Annotated in this window: 26 protein-coding genes; 16 read left to right on the top strand and 10 right to left on the bottom strand. The window is 62.1% G+C overall.

The annotated features are described in order from the left end of the window. The first annotated feature begins 118 nt into the window (after positions 1-118). Positions 119-769 (top strand): carboxymuconolactone decarboxylase family protein, encoded by a 651-nt coding sequence (locus AB7783_RS11290; RefSeq protein WP_441279680.1) that lies wholly within the window; start codon positions 119-121, stop codon positions 767-769. An 11-nt stretch (positions 770-780) separates the two neighbouring features. Here AB7783_RS11290 and AB7783_RS11285 read toward each other — a convergent pair whose 3' ends face one another. Continuing rightward, positions 781-1,239 (bottom strand): DUF4260 domain-containing protein, encoded by a 459-nt coding sequence (locus AB7783_RS11285; RefSeq protein WP_120291964.1) that lies wholly within the window; start codon positions 1,237-1,239, stop codon positions 781-783. 179 nt (positions 1,240-1,418) lie between these two features. On the opposite strand from AB7783_RS11285, the gene AB7783_RS11280 reads away from it, so the two are divergent. From AB7783_RS11280 to AB7783_RS11270, 3 genes are all read left to right on the top strand, one after another. Beyond that, positions 1,419-2,951, top strand: a complete 1,533-nt coding sequence (locus AB7783_RS11280; protein ID WP_089268193.1) for an acyl-CoA carboxylase subunit beta — start codon at positions 1,419-1,421, stop codon at positions 2,949-2,951. A 624-nt stretch (positions 2,952-3,575) separates the two neighbouring features. After that, positions 3,576-4,283: an alpha/beta hydrolase gene (locus AB7783_RS11275; RefSeq protein WP_441277668.1), complete on the top strand. Its 708-nt coding sequence runs from the start codon at positions 3,576-3,578 to the stop codon at positions 4,281-4,283. A gap of 99 nt (positions 4,284-4,382) precedes the next feature. Next, a complete protein-coding gene (locus tag AB7783_RS11270; protein ID WP_441277667.1) occupies positions 4,383-4,697 on the top strand; it encodes a hypothetical protein in 315 nt (104 codons plus the stop codon). 23 nt (positions 4,698-4,720) lie between these two features. On the opposite strand, the gene AB7783_RS11265 is transcribed toward AB7783_RS11270, so the two are convergent. Beyond that, a complete protein-coding gene (locus AB7783_RS11265) occupies positions 4,721-4,990 on the bottom strand; it encodes a hypothetical protein (protein WP_139212566.1) in 270 nt (89 codons plus the stop codon). 122 nt (positions 4,991-5,112) lie between these two features. Between AB7783_RS11265 and AB7783_RS11260 the strand changes: the two genes are divergently transcribed. Further along, the gene (locus AB7783_RS11260; RefSeq protein WP_441277666.1) at positions 5,113-5,745 is read left to right on the top strand and encodes a trimeric intracellular cation channel family protein; all 633 of its coding nucleotides are present in this window, start codon (positions 5,113-5,115) and stop codon (positions 5,743-5,745) included. Positions 5,746-5,754: 9 nt separating this feature from the next. Here the strand turns inward: AB7783_RS11260 and AB7783_RS11255 are convergent, their stop codons facing one another. The 4 genes from AB7783_RS11255 to AB7783_RS11240 form a co-directional block, all read right to left on the bottom strand. Beyond that, complete coding sequence (locus AB7783_RS11255; RefSeq protein ID WP_441277665.1) at positions 5,755-6,999, bottom strand: glycerophosphodiester phosphodiesterase family protein; 1,245 nt, start codon at positions 6,997-6,999, stop codon at positions 5,755-5,757. Positions 7,000-7,116: 117 nt separating this feature from the next. Further along, complete coding sequence (locus AB7783_RS11250; RefSeq protein ID WP_441277664.1) at positions 7,117-7,377, bottom strand: GCG_CRPN prefix-to-repeats domain-containing protein; 261 nt, start codon at positions 7,375-7,377, stop codon at positions 7,117-7,119. A gap of 187 nt (positions 7,378-7,564) precedes the next feature. Then, positions 7,565-8,572, bottom strand: coding sequence for an alpha/beta fold hydrolase (locus AB7783_RS11245; protein ID WP_441277663.1), 1,008 nt, complete (start codon positions 8,570-8,572; stop codon positions 7,565-7,567). Between the two features lie 71 nt (positions 8,573-8,643). Continuing rightward, positions 8,644-9,357 (bottom strand): ArsR/SmtB family transcription factor, encoded by a 714-nt coding sequence (locus AB7783_RS11240; protein ID WP_441277662.1) that lies wholly within the window; start codon positions 9,355-9,357, stop codon positions 8,644-8,646. Between the two features lie 70 nt (positions 9,358-9,427). On the opposite strand from AB7783_RS11240, the gene AB7783_RS11235 reads away from it, so the two are divergent. After that, positions 9,428-9,736 carry an NIPSNAP family protein gene (locus AB7783_RS11235; RefSeq protein WP_441277661.1) on the top strand — a complete coding sequence of 103 codons (309 nt, stop codon included), beginning with the start codon at positions 9,428-9,430 and terminating at the stop codon, positions 9,734-9,736. A 59-nt stretch (positions 9,737-9,795) separates the two neighbouring features. Here the strand turns inward: AB7783_RS11235 and AB7783_RS11230 are convergent, their stop codons facing one another. Further along, a complete protein-coding gene (locus AB7783_RS11230; RefSeq protein WP_441277660.1) occupies positions 9,796-10,104 on the bottom strand; it encodes a hypothetical protein in 309 nt (102 codons plus the stop codon). Between the two features lie 31 nt (positions 10,105-10,135). On the opposite strand from AB7783_RS11230, the gene AB7783_RS11225 reads away from it, so the two are divergent. Further along, the gene (locus tag AB7783_RS11225) at positions 10,136-10,924 is read left to right on the top strand and encodes a formyltransferase family protein (protein ID WP_441277659.1); all 789 of its coding nucleotides are present in this window, start codon (positions 10,136-10,138) and stop codon (positions 10,922-10,924) included. On the opposite strand, the gene AB7783_RS11220 is transcribed toward AB7783_RS11225, so the two are convergent. Beyond that, positions 10,921-11,172: a hypothetical protein gene (locus tag AB7783_RS11220; protein WP_184517809.1), complete on the bottom strand. Its 252-nt coding sequence runs from the start codon at positions 11,170-11,172 to the stop codon at positions 10,921-10,923. The two genes, AB7783_RS11225 and AB7783_RS11220, sit on opposite strands and share 4 nt — an antisense overlap. Positions 11,173-11,382: 210 nt before the next feature. On the opposite strand from AB7783_RS11220, the gene AB7783_RS11215 reads away from it, so the two are divergent. The 3 genes from AB7783_RS11215 (at position 11,383) to AB7783_RS11205 (ending at position 17,026) form a co-directional block, all read left to right on the top strand. Further along, complete coding sequence (locus tag AB7783_RS11215; RefSeq protein ID WP_120291987.1) at positions 11,383-12,870, top strand: ATPase domain-containing protein; 1,488 nt, start codon at positions 11,383-11,385, stop codon at positions 12,868-12,870. Between the two features lie 2 nt (positions 12,871-12,872). After that, complete coding sequence (locus AB7783_RS11210) at positions 12,873-13,238, top strand: response regulator (protein ID WP_315842677.1); 366 nt, start codon at positions 12,873-12,875, stop codon at positions 13,236-13,238. A gap of 299 nt (positions 13,239-13,537) precedes the next feature. Then, positions 13,538-17,026, top strand: coding sequence for an indolepyruvate ferredoxin oxidoreductase family protein (locus tag AB7783_RS11205; protein WP_441277658.1), 3,489 nt, complete (start codon positions 13,538-13,540; stop codon positions 17,024-17,026). Between the two features lie 1,013 nt (positions 17,027-18,039). On the opposite strand, the gene panC is transcribed toward AB7783_RS11205, so the two are convergent. Further along, positions 18,040-18,891 (bottom strand): pantoate--beta-alanine ligase, encoded by an 852-nt coding sequence (panC, locus tag AB7783_RS11200; RefSeq protein WP_184517801.1) that lies wholly within the window; start codon positions 18,889-18,891, stop codon positions 18,040-18,042. Between the two features lie 234 nt (positions 18,892-19,125). Between panC and AB7783_RS11195 the strand changes: the two genes are divergently transcribed. The 6 genes from AB7783_RS11195 (at position 19,126) to AB7783_RS11170 (ending at position 23,472) form a co-directional block, all read left to right on the top strand. Then, positions 19,126-20,049 (top strand): division plane positioning ATPase MipZ, encoded by a 924-nt coding sequence (locus AB7783_RS11195; RefSeq protein WP_093761273.1) that lies wholly within the window; start codon positions 19,126-19,128, stop codon positions 20,047-20,049. A 396-nt stretch (positions 20,050-20,445) separates the two neighbouring features. Continuing rightward, entirely contained in the window at positions 20,446-21,321 is an 876-nt protein-coding gene (locus AB7783_RS11190) for an alpha/beta fold hydrolase (protein ID WP_093761275.1), read from the top strand. 46 nt (positions 21,322-21,367) lie between these two features. Then, entirely contained in the window at positions 21,368-21,586 is a 219-nt protein-coding gene (locus AB7783_RS11185) for a hypothetical protein (protein WP_441277657.1), read from the top strand. 11 nt (positions 21,587-21,597) lie between these two features. Then, positions 21,598-21,891: a type II toxin-antitoxin system RelE/ParE family toxin gene (locus AB7783_RS11180; protein WP_441277656.1), complete on the top strand. Its 294-nt coding sequence runs from the start codon at positions 21,598-21,600 to the stop codon at positions 21,889-21,891. An 81-nt stretch (positions 21,892-21,972) separates the two neighbouring features. After that, on the top strand, positions 21,973-22,695 hold the full coding sequence (locus AB7783_RS11175; RefSeq protein ID WP_441277655.1) for a VWA domain-containing protein: 723 nt from the start codon (positions 21,973-21,975) through the stop codon (positions 22,693-22,695). 51 nt (positions 22,696-22,746) lie between these two features. After that, positions 22,747-23,472 carry a DnaJ domain-containing protein gene (locus tag AB7783_RS11170; protein ID WP_441277654.1) on the top strand — a complete coding sequence of 242 codons (726 nt, stop codon included), beginning with the start codon at positions 22,747-22,749 and terminating at the stop codon, positions 23,470-23,472. A gap of 217 nt (positions 23,473-23,689) precedes the next feature. Here the strand turns inward: AB7783_RS11170 and AB7783_RS11165 are convergent, their stop codons facing one another. Further along, complete coding sequence (locus tag AB7783_RS11165; RefSeq protein ID WP_441277653.1) at positions 23,690-25,516, bottom strand: serine hydrolase; 1,827 nt, start codon at positions 25,514-25,516, stop codon at positions 23,690-23,692. Between the last annotated feature and the right edge of the window lie 372 nt (positions 25,517-25,888).

Here is a 25,888-nt window from a genome sequence, read left to right as displayed (position 1 = left end):
TCTGCGGGGCGAGGCGATCGTTCTGGGACGCTCCGGAACTGGCGCTGTCATGCCCGTTGAACTAGCCTTCGTGAACAAGAAAAAGCTCACGGAGGAAATCATGAAATCGACGCTCTGGATGTCGTCCATCAGACTGTCGTCGCTTGCAGTTGCAGCGGCTAGCGGCTGGTTTGCCGCCACCATGTTTGCCCAGCCTGCCACCAGCAAGGAGCCGCGTTTTCCGCAGCTCACCATGGATCAGCTCGACGCCAGGCAGAAGCCGCTCGGCGAACAGGTGATGAAGGTCTCAAGCGTGGGGCTCGCCGGTCCCTATAATCCGATGATGCGCAGCCCGGTGCTCGGGCAAAAGTTGTTCGATCTGTTCGCCTATCTGCGCTGGGATACGTCCGTTCCCGTCAAGCTCAACGAATTTGCGATCATCATCATCGGCCGGCAATGGCGCTCGCAGGTCGAATGGTTCGCGCATGCGCCGCTCGCGCAGAAGGCGGGGTTGTCGCCCGATATCATCGCCGATCTCAAGGCCAACAAGCGGCCGGCGAACATGGCTGAAGACGAGGCGACGGTGTACGACTTCGTCACCGAGCTGACGGGCACGCACAAGGTCTCCGACGCGACCTATGCGCGTGCCAAGAAGATCTTCAACGATCAGCAGATCGTCGATCTCACGGCCGTGGCCGGCAATTACGTGATGGTAGCGATGTTGCTGGCGATGGCGGAGGAGAGCACGCCGCCCGGCAAGGAAGCGCCGTTCAAGCCGGGCGAGCCGTGAGGCCGACGCCGTCAGGCAGCCTTGATCGGGTTGCCGGTGGTCGGGTTTTCCGCCGTGGCCGGTGCGGTCGCATCCTTGCCGATGCGGCCGAGATGGGTGAAGCGGAAACCGGCGTCGTATTTGAGGCCGTAGCCAAGCGCGCGGTCGAAGCCGATATGGGCGAACCAGACCAGTGCGATCGAACCGGCGATCGGCTCGGCGGTGGCGATACCGGCGAGAGCGAGCAGCAGCGGCGCGATGGTCGCGTGCACCAGATTATAGACCCCTGCGCCGATCCGCGGGCCGGCCAGATAGGCCAGCATGCTGAGGTCCGGGACGAAGAAAAACAGGGCATAGATCTGCCAGGGCGCGCCCGAGATCCAGTAGAACAGCGTCATTCCGACAAACAGCGCCGCGCCTTCCCAGCGCAGCAGGTCACGCACGCCACCCGTGGCTGCGCCACTGTTTTCATTGATCACGATATTGGTCATCCGGCGCTCTCCCTTGTCTGATCCGGATATAGGCAGGATCGCCGCCGGCGCCATGCGATTTTGGGGGATTCAACCCTTCCTGATGGGCGTTTCCACCGCTCAAAACCCCATGCTAGAACCTCGCCCAAACCCCGCGGCCGCCGCGGGCGATAACACGTGACATTGACGGGCTGGAGCACATGAAAGACATCCTGGACACCCTCGAAGCGCGTCGTGCAGGCGCCAAACTGGGCGGCGGCGAGACGCGCATCGAGTCGCAGCACAGCAAGGGCAAGCTGACCGCCCGCGAGCGCATCGAGCTTTTGCTCGACAAGGGGTCGTTCGAGGAATTCGACATGTTCGTCGAACACCGCTCCGTGGAATTTGGCATGGAAAAGTCCAAGATTCCCGGTGACGGCGTCGTCACCGGCTGGGGCACCGTCAACGGTCGCAAGACCTTCGTCTTCGCCAAGGATTTCACCGTGTTCGGTGGTTCGCTGTCCGAGACCCACGCGCTCAAGATCACCAAGCTGCAGGACATGGCGATGAAGGCGCGGGCGCCGATCATCGGCCTGTACGACGCCGGCGGCGCGCGCATCCAGGAAGGCGTCGCAGCCCTTGCAGGTTACTCCTACGTGTTCCGCCGCAACGTCCAGGCCTCCGGCGTGATCCCGCAGATCTCGGTGATCATGGGACCCTGCGCCGGCGGCGACGTCTATTCGCCGGCCATGACCGACTTCATCTTCATGGTGAAGAACACCAGCTATATGTTCGTCACCGGTCCCGACGTGGTGAAGACCGTCACCAACGAGGTCGTCACCGCCGAAGAACTTGGCGGCGCCAGCGTGCACGCCACGAAATCTTCGATCGCCGACGGCGCCTTCGAGAACGACGTCGAGACGCTGCTGCAGATGCGCCGGCTGATCGACTTCCTGCCGGCCAACAACACCGAAGGCGTGCCGGAATGGCCGAGCTTCGACGACATCGAGCGCCAGGACCTGTCGCTCGACACGCTGATCCCCGACAATCCGAACAAGCCCTACGACATGAAGGAGCTGATCCTCAAGGTCGTGGACGAGGGCGATTTCTTCGAGATCGCCGAGACCTTCGCCAAGAACATCGTCACAGGTTTTGGCCGCATCGCCGGCAAGACCGTGGGCTTCGTCGCCAACCAGCCGATGGTGCTGGCCGGCGTGCTCGACAGTGACGCCTCGCGCAAGGCCGCGCGCTTTGTGCGTTTCTGCGACGCCTTCAACATTCCGATCGTCACTTTCGTCGACGTGCCGGGCTTCCTACCGGGCACCGCGCAGGAATATGGCGGCCTCATCAAGCACGGCGCCAAGCTGCTGTTCGCCTACAGCCAGTGCACCGTGCCATTGGTGACCGTGATCACCCGCAAGGCCTATGGCGGCGCGTTCGACGTGATGGCCTCGAAGGAAATCGGCGCCGACATGAACTACGCCTGGCCGACGGCGCAGATCGCCGTGATGGGTGCCAAGGGCGCCGTGGAAATCATCTTCCGTCAGGATATCGGCGACGCCGACAAGATCGCCGCGCGCACCAAGGAATATGAAGACCGCTTCCTGTCACCCTTCGTCGCTGCCGAGCGCGGCTATATCGACGACGTGATCATGCCGCACTCCACCCGCAAGCGCATCGCGCGCGCGCTGGCGATGCTGAAGGACAAGCATCTCGAAGTGCCGATGAAGAAGCACGACAATATGCCGTTGTGATTTTGTAGAGTTTTAGGCTCAGGAGTAACTCGAAAGAAACGGGCGTATCGAGGCGCGGAGACGCAGTTTAAGGAAATTTATGTGTCATTTCCTATTTTCGTCTGCGTTTCCACACTGATAGAAACATCCAGCCGGATAACCCCGCTGATAGGCAACCTGTAGCTATCGCGATACCGAAGTAGGTCAATAATTCGCTTGATGTTCGAAGTGTGTCGTCCCGAAATGGATATTGGATTGCTACGCCCAACATGAACCCGGCGGCCCCTGAAAGAACCAGCAAGACGGCCAACGCCAACGACGTTCGGGTGGGAAGAAAAATTCTGGCGGGAAGGAAAGTTAGCGCGATTGCTGACGTGACGATTATTAACGCACCGGCCGCAGAGAAAAGTGGTCCCATTCGTCGGCCTGACCTAGTTGTCTGATTGTGATGTTATGAGGACGTGGGTGTGTGGCCAAGCTATAATGGAAAAAATGCACGCTTGAAAAGGCGGGCACAATGGATGCGTCCTACGTGGCCAGGCGGGTTGGCGTAGTCTAATTCCGCGCTGTTAGGTTACGGCTTCGCTCATCTCTTACTCGTTGACAATAGCTTTCGTCTCCAAATACTGAAAGCGGTCGCAGTACATGATTACTCGTCCAGTGCGTATAGCCAATTTTTTCGCAGCGCTAATTCTTACGGCGTTCGCCAATACATCCACTCTGGCTGACGAAACCGTCATCATCGGCGGCTCACGCGCCGTGCTCATCAAGCCCGCATCGCCCCGCGCCAGCGTAATCCTGATGCCCGGCGGCAGCGGCGCTATCAGCCCAGGCGAGCATGGTGAGATCAACGGGCTGAAGGGCAATCAGCTGGTGCGGACCCGCGGCGCCTATGCGGCGCGGGGGCTGGCGGTGCTGGTGGTGGATGCTGGGACCGATCTGTCGAGCGCGGTGCAATACATGGCCGCGATCAAGCGTCCGGTGACGGTGGTGGCGACCAGCCGCGGCACCCAGCGTGCCGCCGAGGGGATCGCGCGGGGCGCGCGGCCGGATGCGCTGGTGCTGACCTCGGGCTTTCTCAGTGCGGAATCGGGTAGTGGCAGCAATGTGATGTCGATTATCGGCTCGCCCTCGGCATTGCCGCGCACGCTGGTCATCCATCATCGCAATGACGGCTGCAAGTTTACCGCGCCGGCCGGCGTCGATCCGTTCGTGAAATGGTCGGTCGGGCGCGCTCGCGTGGCGTGGCTGAGCGGCGGACGCAATGACGGTGATCCGTGCGAGGCGCGGGGATATCACGGCTTCAGCGGCCTCGACGGTCAGGTCGTCGGATTGGCCGTCGGCTTTCGATAACGGCGAGATGCCGAATGTGTGAGTTCCCACGCACATTCAGTTTCCATTCATGCCGCGGGTCCGATCCTGATCTCCTCACGGATATCAGGAGGGATCGCGATGGAACGCCGTCATTTTCTGAAGATCGCCTTCGGCTTTGCCGCGGGCGTCGGCTTGGCCGCTCAGGCCATCACGCAGGCTCAGGCCGCGCCGCTGCTGCCGACCAATCCACTCGATAACCACAAACCGGACACAGAACCTCAAGCCGCAGTGGCGTCGCAGGACGACGTCGATCGTCTCCAGCCTGAGCAAGTCCAGTGGCGTCGCCGCGGCTGGCCTCGGCGTCGTTTCTGGGGTTATCGCCGCCGGCATTGGGGCTGGCGTCGCCGTTATCGGGTCCGTCGTCGCTACTGGCGCCGCCGCCGCTACTGGTAGGTAAAGCCCGTTTGTGCTGACGCTCAGTCTCTCCAGGGCGTCAGCGGTTTGGTCTGGCCGGGTTCAATGCCGCTCAGGTGGCGACGCACGTTGTCATAGCTGCGATCGCCGGGGGCAAAGGTCTGCGAGCCGTCAGCCGGCTTGCCGTCCACCGTGCGGGTGAAATGCAGCACCAGGCTGTCATCGGCATTCATGGTGGCGCTGCCATAATAGGGCATCGACAGCCGCGCGTCCTCCGCCATGGCCGCGCCAGCCATGAGTAGAATGGGGAGGGTGAGAAACAGACGGGTCATGACACCTCCTGCTGTGAGGTTGTGATGGAGGCTCAGGAAGATGGCGGGGATTTGTCCGCCGCCGGTCACCGCATGCACGGATTTGTGTTACAGGTCGCCGTCATCCGCTACCGACGAGTCCCATGCCCCATACCGAAGCCCTGCTGTTTCCGCTCGCCATGATCGCGCTCATTGCCGAGGCGATGACGGCTGCGCTGGCGGCCGGGCGGCGCAAGATGGACTGGCTTGGCGTTGCCATGCTCGGCTGCATCACTGCGCTCGGCGGTGGTTCGGTGCGCGACATGCTGCTCGGGCATTATCCGCTGTGGTGGGTGAAGAGCCCGTATCTGCTGCTGCTCACCGGCGGCGCTGCGCTGGTGACCATCGGGCTTGCGCGCGTGGTGCATCGCTTCCACGCGCTGTTTCTGGTGCTCGATGCCATCGGTCTCGTGGTCTTCACCATCATGGGCTGCAACATCGCCCTCGCCATGGATCAGCCACTGCTGATTGTGGTCGTGGCCGGGATGATCACCGGCTGCGTCGGCGGCGTGATTCGCGATGTGCTGTGCAACGACGTGCCGCTGCTGTTTCGCGCCGAACTCTATGCCAGCGTCTCAATCGTGACGGGGCTTCTCTATATCGGCGGCATCAAATACGGATTCAGTCCCGATCTGGTGACGCTCGTCGCCGCCGTGACCGGACTGGCGTTCCGCTTGCTGGCGATCCGGCTGAAGCTGGAAATGCCGAAATTCATCTATGACAGCGACGCCAAATAACGTGCTGCGTCAGCGCAGTCCCATGCAGCTGGCGTAGAATGTCGTGGTCGCCGGCCAGTCGGAAAACACGCCGCGGACGCCGACGTCCTTCGCCAGTACGTCCAGCACCGTCAGCGTGTCGCCATCGCGGTCGATGGCGGGTTTGACCGAGCGATGGAAGAAACCGCCGCCATTGGCCAGCGGTCCGTCGCGCTCGAGCGACCAGGTGATCAGGTCGAGCCCGGCGTCGCGCGCTGCCTTAGCATAAGGGGAGGGCACGATCTGACCGCTGCCATCAAGCGTCAGCAGCATGTAGATCGGCGGCGCGAGAATCTTGACGCCGGCAGCCTTGAGTTCGGCCATCGACGGTTTCCACGTGTCCGGTCGCATGTGATCGAAACCCGGTGTTTCATAGCGGCCGTCGAGATAAACTGCCTGCGCGCTGAAGTCCGGTGCGGTGCGGATCCAGAACTTGATGTCGTTGAGATCGAAGCTCTGGGCAAATACGTCGCCAGGCGGAATGCCGGCGGCGCGATATTCGTCGAGCATCTGGGTCGCGTATTTCTCCTGACTATAATCGCCGTCGAACGGCATCGGCACTTCCGGCGCCTTCAGCTCCGGCGTGAATTTGGCGCCGAGGCTCTTGATCAGCGCGATGCTCTCCGCGTGGGTCATCAGCGTGCCCGAGCTGGCATAAAGGTCGGTGCGCCAGCGCAGTGTGCCGTTCTGATAATCCGCAACGGTGGTCGCTGACGTGTTGGCGGCATCCATCTTCGCCGTGAGCGTTCTGAACTCCGCCAGCGTGATGTCGCTGGTGCAGCATTTCGCCGATGCCTTCTTGCCGGTGGCGGGATCGGCAGGGCTGAAAGGTTGCGTGCACTTGTTCGCCAGCGCCGGCACCGACAGGATGTTCGTTGTCGTGTGCAGGTCGCATTGCGAATGCCGGCAGACCAACTGGCGGTCCTTCGTAAATGTCACGTCGCATTCGATCACGCCGGCGCCCATGCGCGCCGCAGCGAGATAGGACTCGCGGGTATGCTCGGGGAATTGCAGCGGCGCGCCCCGATGGGCGATGGAGAAATCGCTCTTGCGAAATGGTCCGGTGCAGGTGCTCAGCTTCGTCTTTAGCGGACCGTCTTTCATCTTGTCGACGAGATAGAATGGCCGCGGGCCGAGCTGCGGCTCGGGCAGTGCGATGGTGTCGGCCTGTGCGAGAGCGGGCTGTGCGAGGCCAAACAGCGCGGCCAGAATGAGATGACGCAAAGCGCTCGGCATGACAATCTCCAGTGCAATCAGACTCCATTCTGTCATCTCTATGTGACGGCTGTAACCGGCGCGTGGGCAACAAAAAACCCCGCCAGTGGCGGGGTCGTCGTCAGGATTATGCAGCGATCACCAGCGGCGGATGCAGCGGCCGTAGGGATTGCGGAAGAAGCCGGGGGGGCAGTAACCCGGGCCGCGCGGCGGCGGACCACGGAACATCGGGCGGCAACCGCCATAGGGACCGCGGGCATAGCCGGGGCCGCAGCCCTGAGCGACCTGGATCACGCCTGCCGTGTCTGCAGCGCTCAGCGGAGCCAGAGGCATTGCGCAGGCGGCACCGATGCCCCCGACGCTAACGGCAAACAAGGCTGCCGCAAAGATCGTCTTCATTCGTGTTCTCCCTCGATGGTGCCGCGATGCGGCGCAGAGAATAATGATGGCATCGCATCACCCGCTGCAGGACTCTTACGGGCAAGAAAATTGCTGGGGATCAACGCTGCACAGCACGATTAAGCCGATTCGATCTGAATACAGCATGAATGTTTCGGGATATCCGCGTAGTAGGGCGCGGCAGTTGCTACTTCGCCGCGAGAAATCCCAGCATCAATTCGTTGAATTTGGCCGGTGCATCGAGAAACACGATATGGCCCGCGTCCGGCAGCACCTCGGCCTTCGCGTTCGGCATCTTCGCCGCCAGCGCCTTGGCGAGATCGGCGTTCTGCCCCATCCTCGGCCGCAATGCTTCCGGCGCATTCGGCTTGCCCGGTGCGTTATGATCGTCGGCGCCCATGATGAACAGGGTCGGCAATGCGATCAGCGGAATTTCGTGGACCACGGGCTCGCGATAAATGAGCTGCGCCGAGCTGACGAAGGCGCGCAGCCAGCGCGGATATTCCGGTGACCCCTTGATGTTGAAACGCGCGTCGATGAAGGGCGTTACCTGGTCGGGCTGCATCTTCAGCGAATAGTTCACCTCGAGCTGTTTGCGGTAACCTTCCGCCGTCAGCTTGTCTTCGTTCTCCAGAATCTTTTCGGTTGGTGTCGGTGGCACATAGAGCCGATAGTCCTCAAGTCCGATCGGCGCGGCGAGCAGCAGGTGATCGATGCGATCGGGATAAGCGCGGGCAATGCGCACGCTCAACATGCCGCCCAGGGAATGCGCCACGATGTCGAATTTCGCGATCCCGAGGTGATCCATCAGCGCGACGGTGTTACGGGCGAGGGTGTCGAAATGCAGCTCGCCTGACGGCTTCGATGATTTGCCGAAGCCGATCTGATCGGGGACCACGACGCGGTAACCTGCATCGTTCAATGTGCCGATCACCGGCGCCCAGTAGCTCGATGGAAAATTGCGGCCGTGCAGTAGCACCACGGTTCGGCCGTTCGGTTTGGTCGATGGCACGTCCATATAGGCCATGCGCAGCTGTTCGCCGTCATTGACCAGCGGCAGCATGTTGACGGGGTAGGGATAGGGGAAGCCTTCGAGGCCTATGCCGTAAGGCTCGCGCGCCGCAGGAGGCTCGGCCGCTCGCGATGAGGTGAACGGCAGGGTTGCAATCAGCGCAGCGAGCAGCAGGCGGTTCATCGGGGGGCTCCGGGAGAAGGAAGGTCCGGCGCGGTTTCAAGCTGCATTGCGGCGAAGGTAAGCCGGCGTCTTCACGTTTTCCGGATGGCGTCGCCGGTGGTGCCGAACAATGCCTCGAAGCGCTTCTCGCCGCTGCGGGTGAAATGCACCACGCGGCTGCCGGGCGAGGGGTCTCTGGCCGCCCATTTCATGGCAGTAAATGAGATCATGATGGCGGCGCCAAGTGTCCCGGCCAGATGGTGGCGGCGCTCGCTCCAGTCGAGGCAGGCCTTGCAGACCGGCCGGCGCGGATGCGCCAGCGTCGCCGGATCGATCCTCAATTCTTCAGCAACGAACCTGCTGCCCTGGGTCGTAAGTTCGATGACCCGCTCGGTCTGCCGGATCAGCTTCTGTGCCCGCATACTGTCGAGCATCTGCACGCCGAGATCGCCGGCGAGATGATCGTAGCAAATCCGTGCGCGGCGCAATGCGGGTTCTTTCGGCCCGGTGCGAACGCGAAGATGGCCGGCGCGGGCTGCCAGGCCGGCCAGACCTTCCAGCACTCCGGCGACATCGGGACCGGTGAGGCGATAATAGCGATGGCGCCCTTGTTTTTCCGGCTCGATCAAGCCGCCTGCTTCGAGTTTGGAAAGGTGTGAACTCGCGGTCGGTGCCGTAATCCCGGCTTCCTGGGCGAGTTCGCTCGCGGTCAGCGCACGGCCCGTCATCAGCGCCGTCAGCATATTGGCGCGTGCAGGGTCGCCAACAAGTGCGGCGACCATGGCGATGTCCGGACCTGCTTTCATACTTCGACGCTAATCGAAGTATTACAGTCGATCAAGCGGCTATATCCAGGCATCTGCAGAGGGAGCCGTCATGACGATCACTGTCTTCATTCGCTATCAGATCGATCCGTTCAAACGCGAATTGTTTGAAGCCTACGCCAAGCGCTGGCTGACGATTATTCCCAAATGCGGTGGCGATCTGCAGGGGTATTGGATGCCCCATGAAGGAACGAACAACGTCGCATTCGGCCTGATCTCGTTCCCGAGTCTCGCGGCCTATGAAGCCTACCGCGCCAGACTGCGCACCGACGCGGACGGCGTCGCGAATTTCGCGTCGGCCGAGGAGCACCAGTTCATCCTGGCGGAAGAGCGCACATTTCTGCGCCAGGTGACCGCATAGTCCACGCGCGACAAAGCCCCGGACATTGCTATCCGCAGCTTTGTCTGCCCGTCGCGCCGTTACTTCGGCGCGCCGCCCTTCGAGCTGTCGATCTCGGTGCCGGTCGGAGCCGATTGCGGGGTCTGCGGTCTCGCAGGTGCCGCACCGGTGGTGACGCCGGGCTGATTGTTGGTGGGCGTCACGTCGCGCACGCCGGGTGCCACTGGCGGCTTCGAATAGGAATCCGCGATGTTGTTGGTTGGCGCCGGCGCCTTTGGCGTATTGTCTTGCGTCGCCGGCGCGGATTGGGATGCGGTCTTCGTCGCGTCGCCCGGATTCATCGATGTATTGTTCAGGCCATGGGGTGCATGTTCCAGAGATTGTGCCATTGCAGAGCCGCGTCCTATGCGGCAATGCAGCGTGATCGGGTCTGCTCATCAGATGTTAAGGCCTGGCTGCGACGCTGAGGCGATTATTGATTCGCAGAAGCGCGTGGCAGCCCGAATGTTCGATACGATTATCCTCCTGACGGGTCCTGCTGAGCACTCGGTCTTTACAACTTTGCTCCGTGGTCACAATCCGGCCCTGACGGTCCTTCCTGTTTTCACAGCTGAAGATCTGGCGGCGATCGAGCCCGATTGGCTGCGCCGGGCGCGGATGATTTCGTTCACCACTGGCGTGATAGTCCCCGGCGCGGTGCTCGATCAGCTTGGCTTTGGCGCCTACAATTTCCATCCCGGCCCGCCGCAATATCCCGGCTGGGCCCCGGCACATTTTGCGCTCTACGATCATGCGACCGACTTCGGCTGCACGGTCCATCGCATGATTGCACGTGTCGATGCCGGACCGATCGTGGATGTCGAGGCGTTCCCAATTCCGGCGGACATCAGTGTCGCGGGTCTGGAAGAGATTGCCTATACGAAGCTGGTGCAGACTTTCTGGCGGATGGCACGCGTCCTGGCCACACAGCCGGAGCCGCTGATCGAGCGGGCGCTGCGCTGGGGCACCACGCGTCACACGCGTAAGGCCTATGAGCAGATCTGCGATATCCCGGTAAGCATCGAGAAAGACGAACTGCAGCATCGGGTCAAAGTCTTCGGCACCGACCATTTCGGCATCGTGCCGACCATCGGTCTGCATGGCTTCCAGTTTCGGGTCGTCGTGCCCGAGACTGAAAGCGCTATTGCGGACGAAGCTGTCGAAGCCTAGCGGTTAGCCGCGAAGCTCTGGTGCTGCGCGGGCGGGGTCGCTGACGTGTGCGTCTTGGACACCTTGCCGTTGAATTCATAGAGCAGGAAACTCAGCACCACGAGTAGTCCCACGCCGATGATGGCCTTGGTCGGCTTGTGATCATGCTCTTCGCCGCAATCCGGATGATAAGAACCGTCATTCGTCGACGCCATATCGCTGCCGGCGAGTTCAGGCTGCGACGTCCAGGTATTCAGCTTCTGATCCATTTCCGTCCTCCATGCCTGATGTTGTCAGGGTGACCGGACAGCAATGGCCCGTAAAGGCCGATGTTCCGTTTCGGGTGCGCTATTAGCGGGATGCTGCCTTGCTGAGAGGCAGCGTTTCGAAATATTTCTGAAAAAGCTTTGGAACCCATCGCTCCCCGACACGTTTCAACATCTCACCGGTATAGGTGACACGTTAGGGGCAGTTTCGGAATGAGTGGCGATAACGGCCGGTTTGCAACCGGCGTACCGGGTCTCGATGCGATCCTGGGCGGGGGCGTTTTCGACGGCGGCATCTACATCATTCAGGGCGCCCCAGGCGCCGGAAAGACGATTCTGGGCAACCAGATCTGTTTCGCGCAGGCCGCGCAGGGGCGGAACGCGCTTTACATCACGCTGCTTGCCGAAAGCCACGCCCGCATGATCGGACACATGCGGCGGATGACCTTCTTCGATGAAGCAGCAATTCCCGACCGCATGTCCTATGTCGGCGCCTTCAAGACGCTGGAAGACGACGGGCTGCGCGGACTGCTGGACGTGGTCCGCCGCGAGGTTCGCACACGCAAGGCCAGCATCCTCGTGCTCGATGGTCTCATCACCGTGCACGAAAAGGCGCGCTCCGAGCTTGAGCTGAAGAAGTTCATCCACGAATTGCAGACCCAGGCCGCCTTCAGCAACTGCACCATGTTCCTTCTGACCAGTGCCTTCGACGCCGATGCGCATCCGCCTGAGCATACGATGGTGGACGGTCTCATCGAGCTGCAGTCGGCACTGCATGGCCGCCGCGCCGAGCGGTCACTTCAGGTCCACAAGCTGCGTGGCACTTGGTTCATGGGCGGCAAGCACTCCTATCGCATCACCGAGAATGGACACGCCATCTATCCGCGTATCGAGGCGCTGCTGGAGACACCCAGCGTCTGGGACAGCGCCGACGGTCCCATGGTGTCCGTCGGCATTGGCGGCGTGGACAAGATGCTCGGCGGCGGCGTCGATACGCATTCGGTGACAGTGGTGCTCGGGCCTTCCGGGTCGGGCAAAACCACGGCCGGTCTTCAGTTCCTGACCGGCGGTCCCGCCAATGAACCGGCGATGCTGTTCGGGTTTCACGAGAATCCAATGGCGCTGCGTATCAAGGCCGACAGCCTCAAGCTGCCGCTGAAATCGCGGGCCGACAAGGTCACGCTGATGTGGCGCCCGCAGACAGAAGCGGTGCTCGACGAGGTCGCAACCGAGCTGCTCTCGACCATCAGGCAGAACGGCGTGCGCCGTCTGGTGATCGATGGCATCGAAGGCTTCTCGAAGCTCACCGACGAAAAGGAGCGCATCGGCTCTTTTTTATCGGCGCTGTGCAACGAGTTGCGCGCACTCGGTGTTACCACGCTGGCGACGGCAGAAACTGATCACGCTGGCATGACACCCGGGCAGCCGCTCAAGGGCGTCAACCAGACGGGTCTCTCCGCGGTTGCCGAGAACATCATCGCGCTGCATCTCGCAGCCTTGCGCTCGGAAAACCATCGTCTGATGACCATTCTGAAATCGCGTGACCGCCGGACCGATATGCGCATGCGCCGCTTTGAAATTCTCGACGGCGGCATCGTTCTTGATGCCGATTTCCAAAGCGCGGAGCGCATCCTCAGGGACATTTCTAGTCAGGGACCTGCACCAACTCCATCGACGGATCTTAAGTTGACTGGAGAATAGCGGTGCGAACTGTCCTGATTGTCGAGGACGAATGGGCGATCGCCGACTGGCTCGAAGTCCTGTTGAGCGAATATGCCTTCAATGTCCTCGTGGCCGGCAATGGCCGTGAGGCGCTCGACATTCTGCATCGGGACACGCCCGATCTCGTGCTAACCGATTTCATGATGCCGTTCCTCGACGGCGCCGGCCTGATCGCAGCGATGGGGCAGGACGAGCGGCTGAGCGGAATTCCGGTGGTCGTCATGACCTCGTTGCTGGAACATGTCGTGCGCGACCGGGCAGGGCGTTTTCGCGCCTATCTGCGCAAGCCGTTTCGCGAGGCCGATCTGATGAAGATCATCGGTGAGATATTCCCGGGCGAGGCCTGAGCCTCCTTGGCAGATCGTGCTGCATCGCACTGCAGCGTGAAGCCGTTACGTCCTTGCGCCAAAGGCCTTTGCGGCGACACAACGTGACAAGTCTACCGGCCGCATTCATCACGAAATTGCGTTCTTTGGACGCGGGGCTCCATTGCCCAGAATTGTGGTGCGTCCCGTTCAAAATCCAACATAGACTGTTTCTAAGGGAGTCGAACGACCCCAGATAATAGGCGCGAGCAGGCCGGACGACGCAGTCCGGGGCGATAGCCCCGGGCGACAGCTCAGAGGCCGCAGTGACGAGGGTGGGAATGGGAATTAATCAAGGCGCGATCAGTCTCGATCAGAAATACACCCAGGGCTCCGGCCACATCTTCCTGACCGGCATTCAGGCGCTGGTGCGGCTGCCGATGGCGCAGGTCCGCAGGGACCGCGCGGCGGGTCTGAACACGGCAGCCTTCGTTACCGGCTATCGCGGCTCGCCACTCGGCGGCTACGACCAGCAGCTCGTGGCGGCGCGCAAACATCTCGATCAGTACGGCGTCAAATTCCAGCCCGGCGTCAACGAAGATCTCGCAGCCACCGCGATCTGGGGCACCCAGCAGCTCAATCTCTCGCCCGGCGCCGAATATGATGGCGTGGTCGGCATCTGGTACGGCAAGGGCCCCGGCGTCGATCGCTGCGGCGACGTCTTCCGTCATGGCAATGCTGCCGGCTCCGCGAAATTCGGTGGCGTGCTCTGTCTCGCCGGCGACGATCACGGCGCCAAGTCCTCGACCGTTCCGCATCAGTCCGACCATGCCTTCATCTCGGCGCTGATGCCCTATCTTTATCCTTCGAGCATCCACGAGATGATCGAGATGGGTCTGCTCGGTATCGCGATGTCGCGCTATTCCGGCTGCTGGGTTGGCATGAAGGTGATCACCGAGACCGTGGAGACCACGGCGGAGATCAACCTCAATGACGAGATGACGCCGTTCAATATTCCCACCGATTTCGAACTGCCGCCGGATGGTCTGAACCTGCGCTGGCCGGACGACCGCTATGTGCAGGATCGCCGCTTGCAGGACTACAAGGGCTTCGCGGCGATTGCCTTTGCCCGCGCCAACAACATCAACCGTGTCACCATGGACTCGCCGAATGCGCGCTTCGGCATCATGGCGTCCGGCAAGAGCTATGAGGACGTGCGCCAGGCATTGCGTGAGCTGGGTATTACCGAAGAGGTCGCCGCCAAGATTGGTCTTCGTTTGTACAAGATCGGCATGCCGTGGCCGCTGGAGCCGGAAGGCGTGCGCAAGTTCGCGGTGGGTCTCGATGAGATCTTCATCGTCGAGGAGCGTCGCGAGATCGTCGAGAACCAGGTCAAGCAGGAGCTGTTCAACTGGCGCGACGATGTCCGGCCACGCATCGTCGGCAAGATGGATTCCCACGATCATCGCTTCCTGCCATTCGCCGAAGAACTGAGCGTCGCCAAGGTTGCGACCTCGCTGGTGGATCGCCTGCTGGCGATGGAGATCGATCCGGAGATCGCGGCACTGCTGCGCGCCAAGGCCGACTGGTTTCACGGCCGCGAGGCCTCGCAAGTCCAGAACGTCGTGCCGATCACGCGCACACCGTATTTCTGCTCGGGCTGCCCGCACAATACTTCGACCAAGGTCCCGGAGGGCTCGCGCGCGCTGGCCGGCATTGGCTGCCACTTCATGTCGCTGTGGATGGATCGCTCCACCGAGACCTTCACCCATATGGGCGGTGAGGGCGTGCCATGGACCGGCATTGCGCCCTTCACCAAGGAGAAGCATATCTTCGCCAATCTCGGCGATGGCACATACTTCCATTCTGGCTCTCTGGCGATCCGTCAGTCGATCGCCTCCAAGGCCAACATCACCTACAAGATCCTCTACAACGATGCGGTGGCGATGACCGGTGGTCAGCACCATGACGGTGACCTGTCGCCGCAGAAGATCACGTTCCAGCTCCACAGCGAGGGCATCCGCGAGATCTATCTCGTGTCGGAGAATCCCGATGCCTATCCCGCCAACACCATTGCGCCGGGCGTGAAGCTGGCGCATCGCGACGAACTCGACAATGTGATGAAGACACTACGTGACGTACCGGGCTGCTCGGCCATCGTGTTCGTGCAGACCTGCGCGGCCGAGAAGCGTCGCCGCCGCAAGAAGGGCATTCTGGAAGACCCGCAGCGCCGCGTGCTCATCAACCCGGCAGTCTGCGAAGGCTGCGGCGATTGCTCGGTGCAGTCGAACTGCATTTCGGTGGAGCCGCTGGAGACCGCACTAGGTCGCAAGCGCACCATCAATCAGTCGTCCTGCAACAAGGACTACTCGTGCCTCAAGGGCTTTTGCCCGTCCTTCGTCACGGTCGATGGCGGCAAGCTGAAGCGCAAGGCGCCGGTCGAACTCGGCGCCATCGGTATATTGCCGGAGCCGGCCACGCGGCCAACGCTCGACAAGCCCTATAATGTCGCCGTCGGCGGCGTCGGTGGCACCGGCGTGCTGACCATCGGTGCGCTGCTCGGCATGGCCGCGCATATCGAAGGCAAGGCCTCGATGATCCTCGACATGTCCGGCCTCGCGCAGAAGGGCGGCGCGGTGCTCAGCCATGTGCGTCTCGCCAACGACACCGGCGACGTCACCTGCTCGCGCATCGTCACCGGCACAGCGGATGTCCTGATCGCGGCCGATGAAGTGGTGGCCATCGCCAAGGACACGATCTCGCTCTGCGAGAGCTCGCGCACCTATGGCATCGTCAACACCCATCTCATTCCGATCGCGGATTTCGTGCGCAACCGCGATTTCAATTTCCAGTCCCGCAAGGTCAACAACGTGCTGGAAATGTCGCTGCGCAAGGAATCGACATTCCTCGACTTCACCAAGGCGGCCGAAGCGCTGCTTGGCGATTCCATCGCCACCAACATGATGATGATGGGCTTTGCCTATCAGCAGGGGCTGCTGCCGTTGCAGGCGGCGTCCATCGAACAGGCCATCGAACTCAATGGCGTCTCGATCAAGATGAACATGCTGGCGTTCCAGCTTGGCCGTCTTGCCGCCGCCGATCCGGCACGGCTCGCCGATATGCTCAAGGGTGCCGATGAGACCATCGCGCCAAAGACGCTGGATGAGATGAGCCTCGACGAGATCGTCGCTCATCGCAGCGGATTGCTGACGGACTATCAGAACAGCAAGCTCGCCGAGCGCTACCAGGCGATGGTCGATCTGGTCCGTGAGGCCGCCATGCGTGGTGGCTATGACGATGAACTGCCGCGCGCGGTGGCGATCAATTATGCCAAGCTGCTCGCCTACAAGGACGAATACGAGGTCGCGCGGCTCTATACCGACGGCAAGTTTGAGAAGCAGCTGCGCGATCAGTTCGAGGATGACATCAAGATCAGCTTCAATCTCGCGCCGCCGATGCTGCCCGGCACCGATGCGTCGGGGCGCCCGAAGAAGCGCGCCTTCGGCGCCTGGATGCTGCCGCTGTTTCGCATTCTGGCGAAGCTGCGCACCTTGCGCGGCACGCCGCTGGATGTGTTCGGCTACAGCGCCGACCGCAGACTGGAGCGCGATCTGATTGCGGGCTACGAGAAGGACGTCGCGACAGTGTTGAACCTGCTGTCGCCGCTCACGGTGGATACGGCCGTGCAGCTCCTCTCGCTGCCCGACAGCATTCGCGGTTACGGCCCGGTGAAGGAGGCCTCGGTCGTGGCGGCGAAGGTACGTTACGCCGAACTCGCCAAGGACCTCGCCAATCCGCCGCCGGCGCCGCGCCAGATCGCGGCGGAGTAGGGCTCTTGCTTTTCCCTCCCCCGCGCTTGCGTGGGGAGGGAGGCCGGCCTCTTGGCCGGTCGGGTGGGGGTGTCTCCCCAAGCTCGGAGTTCGTGGAGAGACCCCACCCCCGGCCTCCGCTTCGCTTGGCCGACCCTGGCGGACGAATTCGTCCGCCAGACCCCACTGCGCGGCTTCGCCGCTTGAGGGAGGGATATCGCGACCGCCTGCGCGTCTCAGCTTCTTCGAATGTCAAACAGCCACTCCATTTGAGACATGCGTCATCGCCCCCATTGTTTGCGGCGCGGGGGCGCCGTCGTCTCTTGCATTCCCGCCCCCCTGTGAGAGGGCGTGCGGAACGCCGGGTGCCCGTTGCACCCTTGGGCCTGATGCGAATGCGGTCTTCCGCAGGTTAGTGTGCATCAGGACTTTCGGAGGCGCCGAGCGATTGCCCGGCGTTCCGCATGCGGTGTTTTTTCGGTTGCTTGCACATCTGCCATGGCGAACGGTCCCGTCACCAAAATTAATGTCCCAGGGCGGAGGGACAGGGTAGCCGCAAAGCACTTGGCCGAACGCGTTTCGATTTGGTCGTCCGTCACACTGTCCCGGAGTCTTTCCATCCCAAGGCCAAACGTCTCCTTGCCAGTGGCAGTGCTGGCGCAGATCCGTCCTGCCCGAAGACAGACGTTCCCCCATGAACCGCGTGACGCCGCATCTCCGGCGTCCACCGCATCCCACCCCGCGAACGTGACGATCGCGATCGCCCCTCTCGGTGGGGCAGGACGAAGGGGAATATAGTCCATGCAGGGATATTGTCAACGGGAGATAGGAAAAAATGTTTGGGGTGCGTTCAGCCCGAGTCCATCCCACCCACACTCGTCATTCCGGGGCGCGGCCGGCACTTGCCGGACGCGAACCCGGAATCTCGGCATGGGAGTCTCTAGTCAGTGCAAAACACTCTGGGATTCCGGGTTCGCACTTCAGCGGCTTCGCCGCTTTCGTGCGCCCCGGAATGACGAGTCAGGACGAAAGCCTCACACCCCGATATTGTCGATCAGCCGCGTCTTGCCGATCCTCGCGGCCACCAGCAGTCGCACCGGGCCGTCCTTCATCGAACTGACCGGCGCCAGTGACTCCGCGTGGCGCGCCTCGAAGTAGTCGAGTGCGAAGCCTGCCGCGGTGATCATCGCGGCGCCACCGGCCATGGCGGCTTCAAGGTCATCGCCCGCCTTCAGGCGCTTGGCGGTTTCTTTCATCGCGCGGTACAGCACCGGCGCCGTGGCGCGGTCTTCCGGCGAGAGATAGACGTTGCGCGACGACATCGCGAGACCGTCGCGCTCGCGCACCGTGGTTGCGCCGGTCACCTTGACGCCGAGATCGAGATCCCGCGCCATGCGCGTCACGACCTTGAGCTGCTGGTAGTCCTTCTCGCCGAAGAACGCCATGTCCGGTCGCACCTGCGTGAACAGCTTGCCGACGACAGTGGCGACGCCGCCGAAGAAATGCGGGCGGAAGCGATCTTCGAGGTCGGCGGTGGCCGGGCCTCCGGTCGTGATCTTCGTTGCGAAGCCTTCCGGATACATCACCTTGGCGTCGGGATTCCAGATCAGGTCGACGCCGGCTTCGGTGAGTTTGGCGACGTCGCTTTTCCAGGTGCGCGGATAGGAGCCAAAGTCCTCGGTCGGCGCGAATTGCGTTGGATTGACGAAAATCGACACCACGACCTTGCTGGTGCGGCGCTGGGCGAGGCGCACCAGGGAGACGTGGCCGTCATGCAGCGCTCCCATGGTCGGCACCAGGCCGATGGTCGCCTTGCGCGCGCGCAGGCCGTCGAGCGCCTTGCGGAGGGCGGGCAGGGTGCGGGCGACGATCGGGGTGCGGGGCATTGCGGCTCGTTCTTGTTGTTGGCTGCGGCGGGTGAGGGCGTGCGCGCCCTGCTTATCAAAGCTCGCGGGATCACCCAAGCCTCACGATACCAGGCTGCCGGGTGTCCTGATGCCGCAACCGGCCGCCGGGATTCATGATTAAGGGCGGCTGATCGCCTGCAGAGCAGGATGCCCCTGTATTTAGCTTGACCCTTGCCACGCCTCGCGATTTGAAGATGATCGAAGGATCGCGCGATGTTGATGCAAACCACCCAGGGCCAGTCCGGCACGGCGCATGTGATCGTGCTCGGCAATGAGAAGGGCGGGTCGGGCAAATCGACCACTGCGCTTCATATTGCCGTGGCGCTGCTGAAGGCCGGTCAGCGCGTCGCCACCATCGATCTCGACAGCCGTCAGCAGAGCTTCACGCGCTATATCGCCAACCGCGCAGTCTGGGCGCAGAGCGCGGGGCTTGCGCTGGAAGTGCCGACCCACAGCTGCGTCAAGCTCGGCGAGACGATGCAGATCGCCGACAACGAAGCCTTCGAACTCGATCAGTTCATGACCGCGGTGAGCGCGGTGGAGCGTACCCACCATTTCATCGTCATCGACACGCCTGGCAGCGATACCTATCTGATGCGTCTGGCGCATTCGATGGCCGATACGCTGGTGACGCCGATCAATGACAGCTTCCTCGATTTCGACGTGCTCGGCGCCGTCGATGCTACAAGCTACAAGGTGACCGGCGAGAGCCACTATTCGAAGATGGCACGCGAAGCCCGGCGCAAGCGCCGCCAGCACGATGGCTCGACCACCGACTGGATCGTGGTGCGCAACCGGCTCTCGGTGCTCGGCTCGCGCAACAAGATGCTGGTCGCCGGTGTCCTCGATCAACTCTCGCTGCAGCTCGGTTTCCGCGCCATCGACGGTCTCGCCGAGCGCGTGATGTATCGTGAGTTCTTCCCGCGTGGCCTGACGGCGCTCGACGATCTCAACGAAGCCACGCTCGGGCGTCGCCCGAGCATGGGCCATGTCACGGCGCGCGAGGAAGTCATCGAACTGCTGCGCAAGTTGAAGCTGCCGCTCGATGAGCGTGGCCGCCGCCGCGCCGCCAACCGCGCTGAGTGGTTTGCCCAGGTCGACAAGCCGCTGGACGTTCACGACATCCTTGGCAACTGAGTCGCGCTCACTGTGCAAAGCCAGTGCTGCCCGTTCGGCAGGCTATGAACGATCCCGCACTCAACTTCACGCTGATACCACAGGTATCATTTTCTTTTACCGGGGAACGAGTCACCCGTTCGACAGTTGATTTGTCGTTGAAATCAGGGCGTTTTTGAAATTCCGATCCCTTGCGAAACTTGTTCAAAATCGCTCAATTCGACCATCGCTTTCTTTAGCAACTGCACAAGAAACGGGTGCGACGCACAATAACATGGCTCGGAATTCACAATATTTAGCCTTTCTGTCACCGGGCTGTGACATATATGCTGTTGAAGCAGCCGCTTGAGGCCATTCCGGCCCATAAGTGCTGTAGCCGGCTGAGACCTATCTCTAGCTGGCCGATCAGGGACGAACATGAAACGCGGACTTCTCATTCTGCTTTCGGTTTGCGTGCTGACCACCGCCGCGTACTTCACCGCGTCGAAGTGGGCTATTCGGCATGAGACGCTGACGTTCTTCGACGCGTCGCGTAATCGTCCTGTGCAGGTCGACATCGCCGTTCGCCGCGACAAGGAAATGCAGGCCAATGCCGGCATGATCACTCTGCCTGTTGCGGTTCTCAATCACGGTAACACCGTCAAGTTCACCGAATACTCGTTCCTGGCAAACGTGTTTGCGGCGCGTGGCTATATGGCCGTCAGCATCCAGCACGATCTCGATACCGACGCTCCGCTCGTGACCAAGGTCGGCGAGCTCTATGTCGGCCGTCTGCCAGTCTATGAGCGCGGCGTTCAGAACATCAAATACGCGGTGAAAGAGCTGAAGAAGATTCAGCCGAACTCCGACTACGATCATCTCACGCTGGTCGGCCATTCCAACGGCGGCGACATCTCGATGTTCTACGCCAAGGAATTCCCTGATGACGTCAAGAAGGTCGTGACGCTGGATAACCTGCGCGTGCCGTTCATGACCGATGGCAAATTCAAGATCCTGTCGTTCCGTTCGCACGATACGGTGTTCAAGCCGGATCCCGGTGTCGTGCCGGATGACGAGATCTGCGAGAAGGCCGGTATCACGGTCGTCAACACCGGCGCGCAGCACACCGACATGAGCGATCGCGGTCCGGAAACCCTGAAGACCAAGATTCAGGGGCTGCTCGACAAGTTCCTCGACGACGACAGCAAGTTGTCGCCGGTCACCGGCAAGCCGAAGATCATCGAGCAGCCTGCGCAGCAGAGCAATGCGGCTGACCCGAACAAGATCGCGCAGTATACGCCGAGCGTGAATTGATCTGAATCCGGTCGCATGATGCGACGGGATTTGCTATAATTCGACAATGTCCAAGCTTCTTGAAGAGACCATTGCGAAGGTGAGGACGCTGTCTGCTTCCGAACAGGATGCGGCGGCATTCGCGTTGATCGACTACCTCGAGCATCGCCAAGACGTGCAGCTGACAGACGCACAGCTCGCCGAAGTTCGACGCCGCTTTGCGGATCCTGACCGCGTGCTCGTTTCCTACGAAGACGCGCGTAAACGCCTCGGCCTTCCGGTTTAGCTGAGCACAGGATGAAGATTGTCTTCGATGCGAAGGCGATCTCCGATCTCGAAAATATCCGTCAGTGGATCGCACGTGAAAACCCACCGATGGCGACCAAAGTACTTGAGCGGTTGTTCAGCGGCGTCCGGAGTCTTGCCCTGTTTCCCGCAAGGGGACGAAACGGTCTGGAGCAGGGGACGCGCGAACTTGTTGTTCCCGGACTGCCGTACATCGTGGTCTACAAAATCTATGACGATATGAATGAACTTGTCGTTGCTGCGGTGTTTCACACGTCTCAGGGGCGCAGCGAGGCCCAAGACTAAACAGCAATTGAGCTTGCCGGAACACCATTGACCAGATCGCGCCCGCTCGCCACATGAAGCTCGCATAGACCGCGAGCTGCAATGTCCCGAGACCCCACGATTCCCACGTCCAAGACCGATACGCTGACCCAACCGTCGGCATCGGCCGACATCGCAGCATTTGTAGCGAAGGCGAAAGCCATGGCGCCGCATGCAGCGGGCGGGCGCGGGCGGCTGGTGTTTGCACTCGATGCCACCATGAGCCGGCAGCCGACCTGGGATATGGCCTGCACGCTGCAGGCCGACATGTTTCGCGAGGCCGCATCGATCGGCAGTCTCGATATCCGTCTTGTCTATTTCCGTGGTCTCAGCGAGTGCCGCGCGACCGGCTGGATTTCGGACACCGCACAACTGGCGCGGCTGATGGGCAAGATCGCTTGCCAGGGCGGTCAGACCCAGATCGGTAAAGTGTTATCGGAGACGCGGCGCGAGGCGGTGGCCTCCGGCGTGCGTGCGTTGGTGTTCGTGGGCGACGCCATGGAGGAGTCCGTTGACGAGCTCTGTGCACGAGCGGGCGAGCTCGGCCTGCTGAAAGTACCGGTCTTCATGTTCCAGGAAGGGCAAGACCCCGCGGCCGAACAGGCGTTTCGCGAGATTGCCCGGCTGACCGGTGGCGCTTGGTGCCGGTTCGATCCGGGAGCTGCTGCGCAGCTCCGCGAATTGCTACGCGCGGTAGCCGCCTATGCCGCGGGCGGACGTGAGGCGCTGACACGGCTGGCGGCGTCGGCACCGGGTGCGGCAAAGCTGCTCGGCCAGATGCGATAAACGGTCTGCAAAACCGTTTCGCGGATCGCGGCAACCGACTATCTATCCCTCATGCCTACTTTGATCGCCGGCGCGCTCGCCGTCTTCGTGCTTTACATGCTGCTGCAGATGTTCCGCTCGGCCAACCCGGCGCTGCTGGCGCGCGGCATCAAGCTGGCCGGCGGTGTGCTGGCGCTGGCGGCGGCGGCGTTCACGGGGATCAAGGGCGAGCTGGCGGTGGCGATCCCGCTTGGAATCTTCGGGGCGGGTCTCTTGGGCTGGGCGCCGTTCGGCACCGCGGGCTTCAGCAATATCGGCGGCATGTTCGGGGGCGGGACCAAATCGTCCGGCCAGACCTCGCAGGTCCGCTCGGCGTTTCTCGACATGACCCTCGATCATGACAGTGGCCAGCTCAACGGACGGATCGTCGCCGGCCCCTATGCCGGTCAGTCGCTCGATGCATTCGACCTGCCGCAACTGGCGGCGATGATGGCCGGCTTCGATGCGGAGAGCGTGGCGCTACTTGAAAGTTATCTTGACCGCCGGTTTCCCGCTTGGCGTCAGAACGCGCAGGGCGATACGGCAGGGCGGCACGACCGCGCGGCGTCTGGCAGTAAAATGACGGAAGAGGAGGCTTATCAGATCCTTGGCGTGAAGCCGGGTGCGACCCGCGACGAGATCAGCCGCGCGCACCGATCCCTCATGAAGAAACTGCATCCCGACCAGGGGGGCTCGACGTACCTGGCGGCCCGGGTCAACGAGGCCAAGGACACTCTGCTTCGCACGCATCGCAGCTAACTCCAGCACGCTTTTACGCTACAACTGCGAGCAGCTTCCGTTTCTCTGAGAACGCCCCATCGCCCGCCGTTGTCCGGCATGGTCGATCAATCCCCGTCTGTATTTTGTACCGGCTAAGTCTTGACGAGAAGTTGTCACCACGGGGATTTATGGTGACCAAAAGCAAAATGGCCGGGACAATGTCCCGGCCATTTGCGTATCCGACGGTATCAATCGATCAGTTCTTGATGGTGATGCAGGAGATCTCGGAACGCTTCAGCGTCTTGCAGACGGCTTCGGCTTTTTCGCGGTCGAGGCCGGCGAAGCGGGCGCGGTAGAGTTTCCTGTCGCCCTTGCCGACGACGGCTTCAGTGAACGGGTCGGCCTTGCCGAGCAGGCCGCGGGCCTGTTCACGCGCGGCGTCGAGGCGGATCCGTGCTTCGCTCTCGCTCTCGAGGGCACCGACCTGAATGATCCAGCCGGTGTGGATCGCGGCGGGTTTGATAGCGCCGCCCTGTTGTACCGTCTGCGGAGCGGGAGCCTGAGGAGCTGGCACGTTACGCGGGGCAGGGTCGGCATAGGCCATCTGGGTGCCGCTCTGAGCGGCGCCAGAGGCTGGAAGAACACCGAGAAGCCCATTGCCGGTCCCGAAGCCCGCCGGCTGACGCGGCATCTCCGAGCGGGCATAGAGCGAATTGGTGGTCTCGGGCGAGCGGGCGGTGGGCTCAGAGCGCGCCGTGATGGCATTGGTGGCGGCCGGAGGGGCGGGTTGCTCGCCGCCGGCGGAGGCCAGCTTGTACTGGCCGGACTTGACCTGAACGGTGCGGACACGAACCGGCTTCATCGGCTCTGACGAGCCCGGAATGGTCGAGATGGGCTCGGACTGGATGACGCCTGAATTCAGCGGGCCGGGCTCGGGCTTGCGGGCCTGCGGCATCGGCGCTGCCGGGGGCAGTGCTGCGGTGGCGGCGGCGAAGACCGACGGGCGTGCCGCTGGCGCGGCGGGACGAGCCGGGGGCTCGGAGGAGACCGGTTCAGCGGCGACCGGCGTTGCAGCAGCCACCTGAATGGCGCCGTTGACCTGTTTGGTTTCGGTCGGACGCGCCTGGGCCTCAGCCTCGGCGACCTCGGTCGCGGCTTCGGACGGATTGCGCTCGGTGATCGCGGCCACGGTGCGGCGGGTGGCGCCCTTGTCGAGGTTCTCGGCGAGCAGGTTACGCATCGCTGCGTCACGGGCGCCGCCGCTGCGGCCGCCAAGCACGACGCCGACCAGATGGCGGTTGCCGCGCTTCATCGACGAGACGAGGTTGAAGCCGGAGGCGCGGGTGTAACCGGTCTTGATGCCGTCGACGCCTTCGACACTGCCGATCAGGCGGTTGTGGTTGCGGATGTTGCGGCCGCGATAATTGAAGGAGGCGGTGGCAAAGTAGCGGTAGTAACGCGGGAAGCGATCCTGGATGGCGCGGCCAAGCACCGACTGGTCGCGCGCGGTGGTCACCTGTGCATCGTCAGGGAGGCCGGAGGCATTGCGATACACCGTGCGGCTCATGCCGAGCGCGCGGGCCTTCTTGGTCATCAGCTTGGCGAAATCGTCTTCGTCGCCGGCAATGGCTTCGGCGATGACAACGGCGGCGTCGTTGGCGGAGCGGGTCACCAGGGCCTTGATCGCGTCCTCGACACGCAGCGTCTGACCAGGGCGCAGGCCCAGTTTGGTCGGAGCCTGCACGGAGGCGTGCTGCGAGACGTCCATTTCGCTGTCCAGCGTGAGCTTGCCGGATTCCAGCTTCTCGAACAGCATGTACAGCGTCATGATCTTGGTCAGCGACGCGGGATGGCGCGAACCGTCGGGATTGTTGGACGAGAGAACCGCACCGGAATTGCCATCGACGATGATCGACGAGAAAGCGGGATTGTAGCTCGAGACGCGCGCGACGTGGCTTCGCGATTTATGTCGCCGGCGGGCATCCGCACTGTCAGCCGTAAAGATGACCGCGATGCTGAGAGTTGCCAGCCCAAGAGCGCACACCCGCAAGGTGCGCGACGAAGCAAACGTTGTGCGAAGCATGGACTTCCCCGTCAGATCAGTCTCATTCCCCGGATCGTGAGGCTAAATTATGCCCAACAACCGGGGATGTGTCTCAGTTTTAAGCGTCAGCCTGAGCGGTTCTCTCGGCGGGATGGCAGAAGCATACGCGGCCATTCTGGCTAAGAGTATGTACTCATGCAGTTTTTGGGCTTTTTGGCCCCAACGCACCAATGCAAGAAATCAGGGTAGGTCCGGCGAGTTTCCAAAAGGTTAAGCAACCCTTGCCAGTTACCCGTGCATTTATTGCCAATGGTAAAAATTGTGCATCGCACAGGATTCTTGACGTCATTGTGCGCCGCACGATAGATGGGCGGGTCAGATCAGACCGGGGTCCACCCGGCCGCGGCTGAC

It is taken from the genome of Tardiphaga sp. 172_B4_N1_3, from assembly GCF_052076035.1.
GTDB classification, from domain to species: domain Bacteria; phylum Pseudomonadota; class Alphaproteobacteria; order Rhizobiales; family Xanthobacteraceae; genus Tardiphaga; species Tardiphaga robiniae.
This window is presented reverse-complemented; position numbering and strand designations above follow the sequence as displayed.

What these genes read in the sequence shown, in the direction of transcription:
- AB7783_RS11290 (WP_441279680.1), top strand. Translation starts at nt 119, where the DNA reads ATGTCGTCCATCAGACTGTCGTCGCTTGCAGTTGCAGCGGCTAGCGGC.
- AB7783_RS11285 (WP_120291964.1), bottom strand. Translation starts at nt 1,239, where the DNA reads ATGACCAATATCGTGATCAATGAAAACAGTGGCGCAGCCACGGGTGGC.
- AB7783_RS11280 (WP_089268193.1), top strand. Translation starts at nt 1,419, where the DNA reads ATGAAAGACATCCTGGACACCCTCGAAGCGCGTCGTGCAGGCGCCAAA.
- AB7783_RS11275 (WP_441277668.1), top strand. Translation starts at nt 3,576, where the DNA reads ATGATTACTCGTCCAGTGCGTATAGCCAATTTTTTCGCAGCGCTAATT.
- AB7783_RS11270 (WP_441277667.1), top strand. Translation starts at nt 4,383, where the DNA reads ATGGAACGCCGTCATTTTCTGAAGATCGCCTTCGGCTTTGCCGCGGGC.
- AB7783_RS11265 (WP_139212566.1), bottom strand. Translation starts at nt 4,990, where the DNA reads ATGACCCGTCTGTTTCTCACCCTCCCCATTCTACTCATGGCTGGCGCG.
- AB7783_RS11260 (WP_441277666.1), top strand. Translation starts at nt 5,113, where the DNA reads ATGCCCCATACCGAAGCCCTGCTGTTTCCGCTCGCCATGATCGCGCTC.
- AB7783_RS11255 (WP_441277665.1), bottom strand. Translation starts at nt 6,999, where the DNA reads ATGCCGAGCGCTTTGCGTCATCTCATTCTGGCCGCGCTGTTTGGCCTC.
- AB7783_RS11250 (WP_441277664.1), bottom strand. Translation starts at nt 7,377, where the DNA reads ATGAAGACGATCTTTGCGGCAGCCTTGTTTGCCGTTAGCGTCGGGGGC.
- AB7783_RS11245 (WP_441277663.1), bottom strand. Translation starts at nt 8,572, where the DNA reads ATGAACCGCCTGCTGCTCGCTGCGCTGATTGCAACCCTGCCGTTCACC.
- AB7783_RS11240 (WP_441277662.1), bottom strand. Translation starts at nt 9,357, where the DNA reads ATGAAAGCAGGTCCGGACATCGCCATGGTCGCCGCACTTGTTGGCGAC.
- AB7783_RS11235 (WP_441277661.1), top strand. Translation starts at nt 9,428, where the DNA reads ATGACGATCACTGTCTTCATTCGCTATCAGATCGATCCGTTCAAACGC.
- AB7783_RS11230 (WP_441277660.1), bottom strand. Translation starts at nt 10,104, where the DNA reads ATGGCACAATCTCTGGAACATGCACCCCATGGCCTGAACAATACATCG.
- AB7783_RS11220 (WP_184517809.1), bottom strand. Translation starts at nt 11,172, where the DNA reads ATGGATCAGAAGCTGAATACCTGGACGTCGCAGCCTGAACTCGCCGGC.
- AB7783_RS11215 (WP_120291987.1), top strand. Translation starts at nt 11,383, where the DNA reads ATGAGTGGCGATAACGGCCGGTTTGCAACCGGCGTACCGGGTCTCGAT.
- AB7783_RS11205 (WP_441277658.1), top strand. Translation starts at nt 13,538, where the DNA reads ATGGGAATTAATCAAGGCGCGATCAGTCTCGATCAGAAATACACCCAG.
- panC (WP_184517801.1), bottom strand. Translation starts at nt 18,891, where the DNA reads ATGCCCCGCACCCCGATCGTCGCCCGCACCCTGCCCGCCCTCCGCAAG.
- AB7783_RS11195 (WP_093761273.1), top strand. Translation starts at nt 19,126, where the DNA reads ATGTTGATGCAAACCACCCAGGGCCAGTCCGGCACGGCGCATGTGATC.
- AB7783_RS11190 (WP_093761275.1), top strand. Translation starts at nt 20,446, where the DNA reads ATGAAACGCGGACTTCTCATTCTGCTTTCGGTTTGCGTGCTGACCACC.
- AB7783_RS11185 (WP_441277657.1), top strand. Translation starts at nt 21,368, where the DNA reads ATGTCCAAGCTTCTTGAAGAGACCATTGCGAAGGTGAGGACGCTGTCT.
- AB7783_RS11180 (WP_441277656.1), top strand. Translation starts at nt 21,598, where the DNA reads ATGAAGATTGTCTTCGATGCGAAGGCGATCTCCGATCTCGAAAATATC.
- AB7783_RS11175 (WP_441277655.1), top strand. Translation starts at nt 21,973, where the DNA reads ATGTCCCGAGACCCCACGATTCCCACGTCCAAGACCGATACGCTGACC.
- AB7783_RS11170 (WP_441277654.1), top strand. Translation starts at nt 22,747, where the DNA reads ATGCCTACTTTGATCGCCGGCGCGCTCGCCGTCTTCGTGCTTTACATG.
- AB7783_RS11165 (WP_441277653.1), bottom strand. Translation starts at nt 25,516, where the DNA reads ATGCTTCGCACAACGTTTGCTTCGTCGCGCACCTTGCGGGTGTGCGCT.